Annotated in this window: 19 protein-coding genes; 14 read left to right on the forward strand and 5 right to left on the reverse strand. The window is 66.1% G+C overall.

The genetic code is table 11. The features are described from left to right. Positions 1-308 precede the first annotated feature (308 nt). On the forward strand, positions 309-1,178 hold the full coding sequence (locus B7438_RS00060) for a Swt1 family HEPN domain-containing protein (protein ID WP_085367308.1): 870 nt from the start codon (positions 309-311) through the stop codon (positions 1,176-1,178). 195 nt (positions 1,179-1,373) lie between these two features. On the opposite strand, the gene B7438_RS00065 is transcribed toward B7438_RS00060, so the two are convergent. Beyond that, on the reverse strand, positions 1,374-2,171 hold the full coding sequence (locus tag B7438_RS00065) for a hypothetical protein (RefSeq protein ID WP_085367309.1): 798 nt from the start codon (positions 2,169-2,171) through the stop codon (positions 1,374-1,376). A 102-nt stretch (positions 2,172-2,273) separates the two neighbouring features. Between B7438_RS00065 and B7438_RS20705 the strand changes: the two genes are divergently transcribed. The 6 genes from B7438_RS20705 to B7438_RS20430 all read left to right on the forward strand — a co-directional run bounded on the left by B7438_RS20705 (position 2,274) and on the right by B7438_RS20430 (position 5,031). Continuing rightward, positions 2,274-2,561: a TetR/AcrR family transcriptional regulator gene (locus tag B7438_RS20705; protein WP_256921807.1), complete on the forward strand. Its 288-nt coding sequence runs from the start codon at positions 2,274-2,276 to the stop codon at positions 2,559-2,561. Between the two features lie 299 nt (positions 2,562-2,860). Next, complete coding sequence (locus tag B7438_RS20110) at positions 2,861-3,118, forward strand: hypothetical protein (protein ID WP_143465470.1); 258 nt, start codon at positions 2,861-2,863, stop codon at positions 3,116-3,118. A 9-nt stretch (positions 3,119-3,127) separates the two neighbouring features. Next, complete coding sequence (locus B7438_RS00075) at positions 3,128-3,484, forward strand: hypothetical protein (protein ID WP_085367310.1); 357 nt, start codon at positions 3,128-3,130, stop codon at positions 3,482-3,484. 174 nt (positions 3,485-3,658) lie between these two features. Then, positions 3,659-4,039: a hypothetical protein gene (locus B7438_RS00080; RefSeq protein ID WP_085367311.1), complete on the forward strand. Its 381-nt coding sequence runs from the start codon at positions 3,659-3,661 to the stop codon at positions 4,037-4,039. Beyond that, a complete protein-coding gene (locus B7438_RS00085; RefSeq protein ID WP_085367312.1) occupies positions 4,036-4,812 on the forward strand; it encodes a hypothetical protein in 777 nt (258 codons plus the stop codon). Before B7438_RS00080 ends, B7438_RS00085 begins: the two co-directional genes overlap by 4 nt. Before the next feature lie 57 nt (positions 4,813-4,869). Then, positions 4,870-5,031: a hypothetical protein gene (locus B7438_RS20430; RefSeq protein WP_179150685.1), complete on the forward strand. Its 162-nt coding sequence runs from the start codon at positions 4,870-4,872 to the stop codon at positions 5,029-5,031. Here the strand turns inward: B7438_RS20430 and B7438_RS00090 are convergent. Continuing rightward, positions 5,028-5,252 carry a hypothetical protein gene (locus B7438_RS00090; protein WP_143465472.1) on the reverse strand — a complete coding sequence of 75 codons (225 nt, stop codon included), beginning with the start codon at positions 5,250-5,252 and terminating at the stop codon, positions 5,028-5,030. The two genes, B7438_RS20430 and B7438_RS00090, sit on opposite strands and share 4 nt — an antisense overlap. Here B7438_RS00090 and B7438_RS00095 point away from each other — a divergent pair. Then, positions 5,242-5,427, forward strand: coding sequence for a hypothetical protein (locus tag B7438_RS00095; RefSeq protein ID WP_143465474.1), 186 nt, complete (start codon positions 5,242-5,244; stop codon positions 5,425-5,427). The genes B7438_RS00090 and B7438_RS00095 overlap by 11 nt on opposite strands. A gap of 150 nt (positions 5,428-5,577) precedes the next feature. On the opposite strand, the gene B7438_RS20435 is transcribed toward B7438_RS00095, so the two are convergent. Then, on the reverse strand, positions 5,578-5,739 hold the full coding sequence (locus B7438_RS20435; RefSeq protein ID WP_179150686.1) for a hypothetical protein: 162 nt from the start codon (positions 5,737-5,739) through the stop codon (positions 5,578-5,580). 914 nt (positions 5,740-6,653) lie between these two features. Between B7438_RS20435 and B7438_RS20735 the strand changes: the two genes are divergently transcribed. After that, a complete protein-coding gene (locus B7438_RS20735) occupies positions 6,654-7,364 on the forward strand; it encodes a hypothetical protein (RefSeq protein ID WP_247597206.1) in 711 nt (236 codons plus the stop codon). Between the two features lie 30 nt (positions 7,365-7,394). Here B7438_RS20735 and B7438_RS00105 read toward each other — a convergent pair whose 3' ends face one another. Then, positions 7,395-8,870: an MFS transporter gene (locus tag B7438_RS00105; RefSeq protein WP_085367315.1), complete on the reverse strand. Its 1,476-nt coding sequence runs from the start codon at positions 8,868-8,870 to the stop codon at positions 7,395-7,397. 107 nt (positions 8,871-8,977) lie between these two features. Between B7438_RS00105 and B7438_RS00110 the strand changes: the two genes are divergently transcribed. The 4 genes from B7438_RS00110 to B7438_RS00120 all read left to right on the forward strand — a co-directional run bounded on the left by B7438_RS00110 (position 8,978) and on the right by B7438_RS00120 (position 11,251). Beyond that, positions 8,978-9,718, forward strand: coding sequence for a TetR/AcrR family transcriptional regulator (locus B7438_RS00110; protein ID WP_085367316.1), 741 nt, complete (start codon positions 8,978-8,980; stop codon positions 9,716-9,718). Positions 9,719-9,817: 99 nt separating this feature from the next. Continuing rightward, positions 9,818-9,982, forward strand: a complete 165-nt coding sequence (locus B7438_RS20115) for a DUF4175 domain-containing protein (protein WP_143465476.1) — start codon at positions 9,818-9,820, stop codon at positions 9,980-9,982. A gap of 130 nt (positions 9,983-10,112) precedes the next feature. After that, on the forward strand, positions 10,113-10,379 hold the full coding sequence (locus B7438_RS00115; protein ID WP_085367317.1) for a Rho termination factor N-terminal domain-containing protein: 267 nt from the start codon (positions 10,113-10,115) through the stop codon (positions 10,377-10,379). Positions 10,380-10,411: 32 nt separating this feature from the next. Then, entirely contained in the window at positions 10,412-11,251 is an 840-nt protein-coding gene (locus B7438_RS00120) for a hypothetical protein (protein ID WP_085367318.1), read from the forward strand. A 35-nt stretch (positions 11,252-11,286) separates the two neighbouring features. Here the strand turns inward: B7438_RS00120 and B7438_RS00125 are convergent, their stop codons facing one another. Then, positions 11,287-11,604, reverse strand: coding sequence for a hypothetical protein (locus B7438_RS00125; RefSeq protein WP_085367319.1), 318 nt, complete (start codon positions 11,602-11,604; stop codon positions 11,287-11,289). Between the two features lie 141 nt (positions 11,605-11,745). Here B7438_RS00125 and B7438_RS00130 point away from each other — a divergent pair, with 141 nt between their 5' ends. Further along, positions 11,746-13,323 carry a stealth family protein gene (locus tag B7438_RS00130; RefSeq protein ID WP_085367320.1) on the forward strand — a complete coding sequence of 526 codons (1,578 nt, stop codon included), beginning with the start codon at positions 11,746-11,748 and terminating at the stop codon, positions 13,321-13,323. Positions 13,324-13,348: the final 25 nt, after the last annotated feature.

Raw genomic sequence — 13,348 nt, forward strand, 5'->3', positions numbered from 1 at the left:
CTGTGAACCCGCTCACAAATTGGGGTCGAAACGGAGGGGCTGCTTGCACGCCGAGGTCAGCAGGGCGGAAGGACGAGCTGACGAAATCGACATTATCAGCCATTATTTCACGCAGTTGACCCGGTCGTTCACCAACCATTACGCGGAAGAGTTCGCAGGAATGTGGGCCTAATGGGTACAAACATCTACTCCGCAGTAGCACCCGGCCCTACCAGTCATCCCTGGAAACCGGTACGCAAACGACCCTGGTCTCAGACAGCTCAGGGCTGATTCTGGCGCGCACTCGCGCTTCGTTGCGTGAAGGCGATATGGTCACGAACGAGGAGGCCGAGATGTCGGAACTAGCTCCATCTGAAGCACTCGAGGTTATCGAGCGCGCACTCCGGCAGCTGTACGAGTCGGCATTCTCCGATGCGTACGGCACGGACTGGCTAGAGCGGGTATCGACGCCGGAACAGCGGGCCGACTGGGCTGAGAAGCGGGCGACCGAAGCCAGGCGCCGCGAGCCTCGCGGAGTCGCAACCGTGTCAACGCATCTCCTCGACTACGCCGAGTTCTACCAGCTGGTCGCCATTGCCGACCGGCATTGGGCGGCTCTCGCGGCGGCGCTGGGTGACAAGCGAGACACCTTGGCGCTGATCCGACGATTCGATCAGCTGCGGAACACGGTCGCTCATAACCGCACCCTTCTGCCGTTCGAAGAAGACCTTCTGTCAGGAATCGCGGGTGAGATCAGGAATCGGGTGACAATCGCAGTGAGTCAGAACGAACCAGACGAGGACTATTGGGCTCGAGTGGACTTCGTGAGGGACAGCTTCGGAAACGAGATCGACGGGATCCAAACCCTCGCGACGGAGAACCCGAGCGCTGGCACCGGCCTGGTGCTCCGAGTCGGCGACACCGTCTCGTTTACCTGCAGCGCATCTCACCCTCAGGGTCGAAAGATTCGTTGGACGCTCACCCCGTGGCCGGGCCATGAATCGGCCCAAACACTGACCGGGAACAATGTCACCTTCACCTGGACGGTCGGCACCGAGAACGTTGGGGCGCAATCGAGCGTCCAGATCAGAATGATCGGAGACACCACTCACTACCGCTGGGCGATGGGTTACGACGCCTTGGCCATCTTCTACTACCGCGTCCTTCCTGCTGAACAGCCCGGCACGTCTGCCTCATGATGACGTGAGGCCGGTGGTAGACGTTCGCGTCGCTGAGCCGTTGGTTCCGTGCACTACTTTGTCGATGTCGAGCGCGCCGACGTTTCCGAATTCGCACATCGCGCGAGTATGCCGACTAGGCGATTCCGAGGCGGCCACTGCAAGTTCCGACGTGGCCTTTGATCCGCCGACGGCTTTCGCGCGGTGCCGCGCCGGTCAGCGGTCGATGGTGTGCTCGTCGATGAAGTACACGATCGCTGCCCCACACATGCGCACGACGAGAGCGGCCTCATCGTTCGATACTTCCGCGTCGGTGTACGACGAGTGCCGGGCGCCAGGCACGCTCGACACATAGCCGTAGAGCGACTTCAGCGAGGCGCCGAGTGCGTTTCGCCAGTCGGTCGTATCTCGAACGAGCTCTGACGCTGCGTCACCGAGCGAAACGCTCTTGCGGCCGGTGATGATTTTCAAGACACCCTCGAGCGCGTTGACCGATTCGCGGATCGCGTCCTTCGGCCGGGCTGGTATCGCGTCGAGCGCCCGCACCGCAAGCAAATAATGTTCGCGTGCCGGTTTGAACCGGCCGACCAGCACCTCGAGGGCGTCCCGTTCGCCGCCCGCGACTCCAAACGCAGCACCTGTCTCATCGAGCCGATGAAACTCTCCCTCCACCATCTCGTAGGCAACACCTGCACGCGCAAGCACCACGTTCACCTCAGTGTCGTAGGCCGCCAGACTGCGGCGCGATGGCCGATGCTCCTCAAGGAGCCTATAGACGCTGAGCCAATCGAGGTCGGCCATTAGTTCGTCAAGCCTGTTGGCCACCCAAGATGGACTGTTGTAATCGCTCGTATCCTCGTCGAGTTCGGCCCCGACCACGGTGAGTGCGCCCTTCGGTCCCAAACTCCCAGCGAGGTGTTCCCTCAGGAACCGACGCAGTACCTGGGGTGCGTGCTCGACAATCGTCCGATCGGGCTGACGAGACGCAACGCCGAGGCGGGACTCAAGTGACATGCTGCTCCTCCGAATTCGTGCGACCACGGTATCAACTAACGCAGTGTTGACCGGGAACGACGCCGCTACCGGAGCGACCGGTTTTCGGCTGTGTGAGCCGAAGTGACGAACCTGCCGCAGTCTGCCCGCTGGACTCGGTTGCGAGACGCGGATGCCACCCGCGCGCGCATCCTGGAAGCGGCCGCTGGGGAGTTCGGCGCCCTGGGTATCGCTGGTGCCCGCGTTGACCGGATCGCTGAGGACGCGGACGCGAACAAGGCCATGATCTACCGGTATTTCGGTACCAAGGACGAGCTGTTCGACGCCGTGTTCACGGCCCACGTCGAGCACATCCCCTTCGACCCCACTGACTTCCCCGGGAACGCCACCCAGTTCTTCGACTCCTACTAAGATCGCCCGCGCACCCTCCGCCTCACCCACTGGTTAAAGCTCGAGCGCCCCGACGACGAGCCCCTTCGCGCAATCGTCGAGTCCCACGGTGTCACAGCTCAGCGCCACTGCCGACGCCCAGGCCGCCGGCACGGTTGGTGTCGGCCTGGCCGGGAGGCAACTCCCGTCTCACTGACACCCGCTCCTGCCAGTTCGATCCGGGTCTCAATGCCCCGGTACTTCGAAGTCGACAGGCTGTTTCAAGGCCCCGATTGCATGGACTCTGGCGCACCGCGCAGTCGGGGTGTTTCATTGGCGCTATGAGCGATGAGCAGGCGGGCGCACCGGACTTTGTGAAGGTCGAATTTATGGACGGGCCACACGATAACGAGACTGACCGGTATGCGTCAGCTGGCGGGAATCCCCCCAACCGGATAGGGCGCACTGTTGCAGCGACGGGTGAGACGGCGTGGTATTTCCACGCGGGCGGCCACAGCAACCGAGACGACTGGACGTACACGTTCAAATGGGACCACACCGATCCGCCTCTGGAATTGCCTTTCACGCCGAACGGTTAGCATTCGTGCATGACCTTCACGAACAATCACGCGGGGATACTCGTCTACAATCTCAATGCCCTTGCGGCGCGGGAGCCTGAGTACACCGTCCACGATGCGGCACGCGACGCTGAGGCTGGGTTCGTCGACTCGTTGCTCGCGAAGCTGCGGCAACACGATCTCGACACGTCGATGCTCGAGTTGTACTTCGCGGACGGAACGACGCGCGAGGACCTGGACGACATGTTCGCCCGCTGGACCAACGCCGCTGACAGTGGCAAGTTCCTCTTATCCTACGAGGCCAACGGGTGGCTCTGGCTCTCCTCCATCGCCGTAAACGTGTTCCTCGTCAGTCCCTACGGCGATCAAACCGCCAACGTGAACTGATTCAGCCCGGGATGGCGCGCGCGGACAAGCCGGTGTTCCTCGTGGATCTTTCGACCGCCGACCCAGACCGCAGCCTACTCGACCGTGGCGGCAGCCTCCCGGGTCATGCCAGGTTGGGTTACTTTTCAGTTACTTTTTTGACATTCACTTGTCAAAGGCGCGTAGAGTCGATGCATGAGCATCCACACGCCGGTGACGCTGCACCGGAGCACGAACCGCAGTGATCCGCACGAGATTGTGCGTCAACTCAACGAGGCGCTCGGTTCGACGCTGGTGGCGGCGTTGGCCGGGGCAAAGAATCGGAAGCAGCCGTACGACTGGGCGCGCCCGGACGGCCCGGAGCCGCGGGACGCTACTTGGAACCGTCTGCAGTTCGCTCACCAGATCTGGATCTCCCTGGAAGCTGTTGAAGGACGAGACGTCGCACGGCGCTGGTTCATCGGTGGCAACCCACTGCTCGGCGAGGGCACTCCGGTGATGGCGATCCGGGAGGACCATCACGCCGAGGTGCGTCGTGCGGCTCAAGCGTTCATCGACGACGACGTCGACGAGTGAGCCCCGCCGAGATCCACACCTGCACGAAGAGCGGGCTGCGGCTGATCCCGGTCGATGACGCCGTTGGCTTCCATGTGGCCAAACGTGACTACGCGCAGCCGTCCGCGCCGTACCGATCTGCTGATGTGCATCGCCAGGAGTGGGGCCGCTACGACACACTCGGGCGGACCTACTACCTCGCGGGATCCGACGAGTGCGCTTTCGCAGAGGTGCTCTCTCAGCTTCGCCGCGTGAACGGCAGCAATGACTCGCTGGCTCCGATAGCGGCCACCCTCAACCTCACAATCGACGAGACTGTTCGCGCGATCGCCGAGGAGTGGGACGAGGCAGACTTCCGCGGCGTCGGGGCTCTGCCATCGAGCTGGTACGAACGTCGCCGGATGTACCGGGCACGCACCGTCGGTGGAGGATGGCTGGTCGATATTGAGCACCCCGACACCATCGCGGCGCTCCAGGGTCCTGCCGATGGTGACGTGGCGCGTTTCCTCGCCAACCAGGGCATTCCGTCGCTCACGACGGGCGCGCTGCGAAGCGAGAATCGACTGGTGACCACAATGCTCGCCGAGCTCGTGCGCGACGCGGAGCTCGACGACGGGTCGAACCCGCGCGGAATCCACTTCGGCAGCAAGCACGGCGGGACCTGGTGCCGTGCGGTCTGGCTGCCCTACAACTCGGCAGCTCCCCCCGGCATCGAGATTGCAGGTACCGACGAGATCAAACGCGACGATCCGGCGATGCGTGCTGTGGCAAGACGCTTCGGCCTGGTCGGATAGGCGGGAACGTCCGGCCGCAACACACTAACCGGATCGACCAGGACGAGAGGTGTGCACGTGCGTGTGAGAGTGCGGATAGAGGACAGGGCCAGCCATGAGCTTGGCGAGGAGATCATCGAGCAGGGTGCCGAGTACGAGATGTTGAAGGCGGCCGCGTTGGCGAAGGTCCCGGACGGGTTCGTGGCCAACGCCATCTTGATCGACCGGGAGGCCGGCTAGCCCGCAATCGTGGCGGTGTGCCGGTAGTAGACCGCATCCGGGAGGTCGTACGGGTCGTCGAGCGTGTACACCTCGAGCAGCTGCCTGCCGTCGACGTGGGTGCCGATGCGGATCTCAGCCGGCGGCGGCCCGGTCGGGCCGAGCGCCAACGGCACACGCTCCTCGTCCTGGTAGCTCGGGTCGTCCATGTCCGCCCAGTACAGGGTCGCTGTGAAGATCACCGCGTACGTGCGCTTCCACGAGGCCGTCGTCCGGCCCGATGTCGAGGTGATCGCCTGGAACGAGCACGCCGTGCAGATCCGATTTACCAGTCGCGACGGGCAGCAGCACGAGGGCTGGGTATGGAAAGACGCCGTCCGCCCGAGGCCGCGGCGGGAGATCCCGCCGCGGCGGTGAAGTGGCGTCACTATCCCCGCTGCCGCGCGTCTCACAGGTGTGGTGCCTTCGCGCACGCACGCCGCTCTCCCATCAGAGTGGCGGTGACACCGCCGGCGGTAGGTCCCCTCTACGGTCGGCGGTGTTCGTATGCGGCGCCGAGCTGCTACCTCACGACGCTCCGCCACCGGGGAGGGCGGCCAGTGCGAGGCGCACCAGCGCCAACGCATAGCCCTGCGCGTCGGGATTGAACAGTGGCACGATGACCACGGTGGCGGCGACGATGAAGGACGCCAGGGTGATGGTCCCCTTCAGGGGCTGGTTCGGTTCCACGGTATTCCTGCTTTCCGGCCGACCGTGCGTGGTCGGCTTGTTCGATGGGTGGACTGTTCAGTTCTCCCTATGCACCGGCCCTCTTGCCGGGTGTGCGCTCGCCTCGAAGTGCGAGCGGGTGTTGATCGTTGAGAGGGCCGGGGAGCCGGATCGGCTCCGAAGTAGGAGTGCGCCAGACTGTGGGCTGGTGCCCACGGAAGCTCTACAACCACGTGCATGTGCGGCAGATTCGCGATAGACGACACGGTCAACGAACGCGTGACCGAGTTCGTCATTCCACAGGCCGGAAGCCGGAGGAGTGGCGGATTGGTCTTGGAATCGCGTGCGTTGCGCCAGCGCAAGCAGCCGCTTCCGGCCGGTGCGACGATCTTCACCGAATCGGCTCCAGCCCGGGATACCTCCAAGGCTTTGCTTGCACTAGGACCGTCTCGATTTCATGGACTGCTCATCGGACCCGTTCTTCAAAACCTAAAACAAGGTCACGCTCAGGTACGGAACAGGTTCTCGCAACCCGAAAATACTGGGCGCGTAAATCCGGATATCCAAATTCGTGGGCGACCAGCTGGGGCCTTAGCTACAGCTGCGATTAGAACTTCACTCATCGCGAAATCGATTCGTAGGTTGCAAGCGCTGTCGGCGCAGCATCTCCGCGTCCGATGTGGACGCTCGACGACGCACCGTCTAGGGCTCTCTTCACGGCGAATTGGTCGACTGTCGCTTGAGCGCCGGACGCCTCCGTCGTTTCCCGGGTTGCGGTCCTTCGGCTGACGACACAAATGCGGGCAGAACGCCTCGGCGGCCTTGCACGGCGATCTCGCGTGAACCGCAATCTCTGTCGTTGCTGGAGACGGAGCACAGCCGGTAAGTTTCCGGGAGAGTAGTCACGGCGGTCTGTCCGGCAGTAGGGTCGCGGCATGACTATTCCCAACGACGACAGCACGCCGGAACAGCCCACCGGCGGAAATGTTCCTCCTGCGCCGGACGCCGGAGGGGCTGTCCCGCCTGTTCCGCCCGCACCTCCCGCCTCCCCCGTTCCGCCGGCCGCGCCCGTCGAGCAGACGCCGCCGACCCAGGCTCCCGGGTATCCGTCCGCTGCCGCATCCGGTGGCTTCCCGGCATATTCGGCCGCGCCTTCCGCACCGGCTCCCGCCGCACCGACCGAGCCGCCGTCGCAGATCACCATCGCGTTCTGGCTGTACATCGCGGCGGCGGTGCTCAGCGTGATCAGCGGTATCGTGACGGCGATCTCCGTCTCGGCCAACCGCGACACGATCCTGCAGCAGATCACCGACAGCCTGGCGAAGTCGCAGACCACCGGGACGAAGCTCGACCCGAACACCCTGACGGACGCCGCCATCACGTTCGGCATCGTCTGGGCGGTCGTCACCCTGATCTTCTGGGCGCTCGTCTTCGTGCTGTTCGCGGTCTTCATGCGCCGCGGCCGCAACTGGGCGCGCATCGTCCTGACCGTCCTCACCGTGATCTCGCTGCTGAACCTCGGCGGCCTGTACTTCATCGGCGGCGTGCAGGTGATCGCGGCGATCGTCGCCACGATCCTGATCTGGCTGAAGCCCGCCTCGCAGTACTTCGCTGCGGTGAAGGCGTCCCGCGCCCCGCGCGCCTAGGTTCCATCGACCCGGAGACGGCCGCCTGCGTCAGGCGGCCGTCTCCGCGTCTGCGGGGGCGTGCTCGTCGACGGTGCGCGCGTTCGTCAGCGTGAGCGCGCCGATCCCCGCGATCAGGCCGACGGCGACCGCGAGGATGCCGAAGATGATCTGCTCGCCGTCGAAGTACGACGCGACCAGCTGGTGACTCCACGCACCGCTCGGCAGAGTGGTGGTGACGAGGACGGCGATGAGCGTTCCGACGACCGCGGTGCCGATGCTCGTGCCGACCTCCTGCGCTGCGTCGTTCATCGCAGCGCCCATCGACGTGCGGTTCTCCGGCATCGCCCCGACGAGGGCCACCGCGCAGATGGTCATCACAGTGCGGAGGCCGATCGTCATCACGATCATGGAGAGCGCGACGGCCACGTAGTTCTGCTGGACGCTCCACGCCATCATGCCGAGACCCGCTGCCAGGAGCAGCGCACCCACGAAGCAGGCCATCCGGTGGCCGAGGCGACGCACCAGCAATTCGGTGAGCGGTGTCGCGAAGATCATCGTCAGGATGATCGGCAGGTTCGCCAGTCCGGCGACCAGAGGCGACCACCCCCACGCGTACTGGAAGTGCAGCACCAGAGCGAACATGACGCCGGACATGGCGAGCGAGGTGCCGATCTGGGCGATGGCCGCCCCCCGGACGGTGCCGCCGCGGAACAGCGACAGGTCGAGCATCGGCGCTGCCGCCCGGCGCTCGCGCACGATGAACAGGACGAGGGATGCGACCGCACCGAACGCGACCGCGATCGTGGCCGGCGACAGCCACCCGTTCTGCACTCCGCTGGTGAGGGTGTAGCAGGCGAGACCGATCGTCAGGATGCTGAGGACGGCCCCCGGCACGTCGAGCTTGTCCTTCGTGAGACCGTCTGCCGTGTCCGGCGCGACGCCGAAGTGCACGCCGAGACAGGCGATGAGAGCGATCGGCGCGTTCACGAGCAGCAGCCACTGCCAGGACAGGTGCGCGAGCACGGTGCCCGCCAGGAGCGGCCCGAGGACGAAGCCGGACATGCCGACCACCATCATCAGCGTGATCGCGCGCATCCGGAGCTTCTCGTCGTCGAACAGCCGGAACACGAGGGAGTTGGTGATGGGCGCCATCATCGCCGCCGCGACGCCGAGCAGCGCACGCAGCGCGATGAGCTCACCGGTGCTCGTGACCAGCAGCACCCCGAGGCTCAGCAGGCCGAACAACCCCAAGCCCACCTGCAGCACCCGGCGGCGCCCGAAGCGGTCGGCGATCGAACCGGCGGTCAGCAGCAAGCCCCCAAAGGTGAGCGAGTACGCCCCGGTGATCCACTGCAGCGACGTCGTGTCGCCTCCGAGGCTGCGGGCGATCGTCGGGAGGGCGACCGACAGCAGGGTGTTGTCGACCATCTCGACGAAGAAGGCGAGGCAGAGCGCGGCGAGGGGGATCCAGGCCGCCTTCATGGATACGTAGCTGCGGGATGTGGTGATGGATTCGGTGCTCATAGCGACTCCAGTATCGAACGGTGTTCGAGTTTCGAACGCCGTTCGATAGAATAGAACAGTGTTCGATAAACTGCAAGGGGCAGGTCGACTGTGATGGGATGGGTGGCATGAGCAGCACACAGCGAGACGCGGAGCCGCGCGCACGGCGCCACACGGCTTCGCAGCGTCCCCGCGCTTCGCTGTCCCTCGAGTCCGTGCTCACCGAAGCCGTGGCGATCCTGGACGAATCCGGCGCACAGGGGCTCACCATCCGCGCCCTCGCCTCCCGGCTCGGAGGCGGCCCGGCGAGCGTGTACTGGTACGTGTCCGGACGCGACGAACTCCTCGACCTCGCGGCCGACTCCGTTCTCGCCGGCGTGCTGGAAGACGTGGCCGACGTGTCCTCAGCAGATCCGATCGCCGAACTGCGTGCCGTCGCCCACGCGCTCTTCGACACCATCGCCGACCGCCCCTGGCTCGGCGCGTACGCCATGCGCGACACCGGGCGCCAGGTCCACTCGCTGATGCTCTACGAGCGCATCGGCCAGCAGGTCATGCGACTCGGCCTCACCGCGCGGCAGAGCTTCTACGCGGCATCCGCCGTCGTCGGCTTCGTGATCGGCACCGCCGCCGACATGGGCCAGGAACTGCCGGACGCCGTCATCTCGGGCGAACTCGACCAGCGGCAGTACCTGGCCGAGGCGACAGAGCAATGGCGCGCGCTCGACCCGGCGGAGTATCCGTTCATCCACTACATCGTCGACGAGTTCGCCGTGCACGAAGACCGCGATCAGTTCCGCGCCGGCCTCGACCTGCTGCTGGCCGGGCTCGAACTGCAGGCGGGGCGCGGGTCAGGGTCGGCCGGCTAGGCGATCTCGCCCGAGGCACTCGACAGGCTGCGTTCCGAGGTCTACGGTGGGCGCCGGTCGTCGTCATGGTCGACCGCAAAAGAAAGCAGGTAACGGAAAATGAACATTCTGCTCATCGTGATCGCGATCGTCGCGATCGTGCTCCTGTTCACCGGCGGATTCGTGCAGGCCCTCAACTGGCTGCTCTGGGTGGGAATCATCCTCCTGGTGTTCGCCATCATCGTGTGGCTGGTTCGCATGATCAGCGGTCGGCGTTCCGTCTAGAACCACCGAACGTCCAAGGGCTCCGGATGCACCCGCATCCGGAGCCCTTCGCCGTTGCAGGGCCATTGCCGGGGAGGCGGTGGCGGGGTAGCGTGCGCGGCGACAACGGATCAGACGGAAGGGGCGGTCGATGCCTGGGCGCAACGAACCGGAACTGAAAGACCAGAAGCTCTACGAAGAACTCCGCAAGGAGGGCAACTCGAAAGAGAAGTCGGCGCGCATCTCGAACGCCGCAGCGGCCCGCGGGCGCTCGTCCGTCGGCACGAAGGGCGGAGAGTCCGGGTCGTACGACGACTGGACGGTGCCCGACCTCAAGAAGCGCGCCAAAGAGCTCGGCCTCAGCGGCTACTCGAAGAAGACCAAGAAGGAACTGATCAGCGCGCTCCGCAACCACTGACCGAGCGCCCGCCCGCGTCGTACACTCACGGCATGGACCTGCGCGAGGTGGCCGACGAACTCTACGCGCTGCCCGCGGCCGAGTTCACCGCGTCCCGCAACGCGGCGGCAGGGAAGGCGGGCAAGCCGCTCGCCGCGGACATCCGCGGGCTGCGCAAGCCGTCGGCAGCCGCGGCCGCCGTCAACGCGCTGGTGCGCGAGCATCCGGATGTGGTCGACGCCATCCTCGACGTCGGCGACCGGATGCGCGAAGCGTTCGCCGAGCGCGACCGTACCGCCATCCGCGAACTCACCGGCGAGCGGCAACGGCTGCTGCAGAAGGCGACGAGCAGCGCCGGCACCGCAAGCCCCGCCGTGCTGCGCGAGGTGGAGGACACGCTGCAGGCCGCCGTCATCGACGCCGCGGCGGCCGCGGCGGTGCGCAGCGGGCTGCTGGTGCGGTCGCTGGAGTCGACCGGGGTGGACCAGGTCGACGTGTCCGACGCGGTGGCGCTGCCGGTGGACGTGGAGGCCGCGACCGTCGCCCACACGGCCCGGAAGACGACCCGCACCGCCGCGAACGCACCCGCCCACGCCGAGCCGACGGAGACGCCGAGCGAACGCCGGGAACGGGAGCGGCGCATCCGGACGGCGGAGAAGGCGCTCGAACGGGCGCGCACCGATGCGGACGCCCTCGACGACGAGCTGGACGAGGAGGTCGACAGGCGCACCGACCTCGAAGCCGAACGGGATGCGCTCGCCCGGCGGCTGGAACGCACCCAGGACGAGCTCGCGGAGTCGCGGGCGGCCGAGCGGGAGCTGCGGAGGAGGATCACCCAGGCGCAGGCGGCGCTGCGGGAGGCGGAGAAAGCGGTGAGGGCCGCACGGGACTGAGCGGGCGTGCGTGCGTGCGCGGGCCGGTGCCGCGGTCAGCCGGGGAGGTGCTGCCCGACCGTGTCCTCGCTCATGACCACCATGCCGCCGGTGCGCTGCGAGGTGTGCATGAGCGCTTCGAGCCACTGGGTGTTGATCGCGGGCGGGCGGCTGCCGCTGAACTGGAACGACAGCGGCACCTCACGGCTGATCCAGATCGAGACGCGGCCGGAGCCCTGCTCGACAGGCACGTCCCAGTTGAGGAGAAAGCTCTCGTGCCGACGAAGCTTCGCCACGATGGCGAGTTTGACGTGGCTCAACACGCGATCGTCGAGGTCGTACTCCTGCCCGGAGCCGTAGACCAGTTTTCCCATGCAAGTATTCTCCACTATGAAACCGGTCGAAACTTTTCGGGGCGGGGGGATTGACCCGAATACTTTCTTCCAGTAACCCTGCGAGCGCGGCTGGACAACGGGGCTGGAACTTAGCTCCGGACGACATAGAGTGGGGCCCATATGGCAGATCACCCGTCTCCCGCCCTCTCCGACCACCCTGAGCCCGTCGTCGTCGTGGGCGACACCCACACGAGCAACCCGACCCTGCGGCGCGACGACGTCGTGCTGCGCAAAGGCGTGCTCACCCTCGTCTCCGGGCCGTTCACCCCGCGCGAATCGATGGTCGAAGACCTGCTGGCCGTGCGGGATGCACTGGATGCGGCCGGCATCGAGCACCTGCTGGTGCGCGGCGACGACGACAGGCGCGTCATCGCCGTCGACCGTCGACGCCGCAAGGAGATCACGGCGGCGCTCGCGACCGCGTTCGCCAACGAGCCGTTCTACGCCAGCCCGGTCGACGTGGACGGCGCGCCCACGCTGATCGCCGACGGCAGGCTGTCCAGAAGGAAGGCGCACGTCCTGCGGCTGTTCCGCCCGCGGCTGGAACCGATCGGACGGCTCCGCTACGGAGCCGAGACCGCCATGCAGCTCGAGTTCTGGCGGTTCGGCGACGAGGACATCGAAGCCCCGCGGCCGAACGCGCTGATGCGCACGCGCCTCCCGCGCAACGAGGCGATCGAGGAATCGGTGACCATCTACGGGCGCACCTGGCGCACGCTGGAGCACATGTTCGACCCGCTGGCGAGCGACATCGCCTTCGACATCGACATCGTGTTCTCCTGGGTGGACGGGTCGAGCGCGGAGTTCCAGCGGAAGCGCGCTGCGCAGCAGGCGGCGTACGTGGTCGGCGACGGCGACGACAACGAGGCCCGCTACCGCCAGATCGACGAGCTGAAGTACGCGATGCGGAGCGTGCACATGTTCGCGCCGTGGGTGCGCAACATCTACATCGCCACCGACTCCCCTCTGCCGTCCTGGCTCGCCCCGCACCCGAACGTGCACATCATGCGCAGTGAGGACTTCTTCGTCGACACGTCGACGCTGCCGACGCACAACTCGCACGCGGTGGAGAGCCAGCTGCACCACATCCCGGGCATCGCGGAGCACTTCCTGTACTCGAACGACGACATGTTCATCGGGCGCCCGATCTCGCCGGACATCTTCTTCTCGCCCGGCGGCGTGACCAAGTTCGTGGAGGCGGGAACGCGGATCGGGCTCGGCGAGAGCGACCCGGCGCGCAGCGGCTTCGAGAACGCGGCGCGCGTCAACCGCCGCCTGCTCTGGGAGCGATTCGGCGCCGTCACCACCCGGCACCTCGAGCACTGCGCAGCCCCGCTCAGGGTCAGCGTGCTCAACGAGATGGAGCGCGAGTTCCCCGACGACTTCGCCAGGACGGCGGCGAGCCCCTTCCGCTCGGCCACCGACATCTCGGTGACCAACTCGCTCTACCACTACTACTCGCTGATGACCGGGCGGGCCGTCGTGCAGACGCAGGCCCGCGTCCAGTACATCGAAACGACCCTGCACGAGGCCGAAGAGAAGATGCGCAGGCTGCTGAAGCGCCGCGACCAGGACATGTTCTGCCTCAACGACGGCTCCAAACCGGAGATCGGCGTGGAGGAGCGCACGAGGATCGTGACCGAGTTCCTGGAGAGGTACTTCCCGTTCCCCGCTCCGTGGGAGCGCGTGGAAGGGTAGCCGGGCCGGGGACGGCGCGCGCCCG

Origin of the sequence: Leifsonia sp. NCR5 (genome assembly GCF_002105485.1) — a bacterium.
GTDB lineage: Bacteria > Actinomycetota > Actinomycetes > Actinomycetales > Microbacteriaceae > Leifsonia.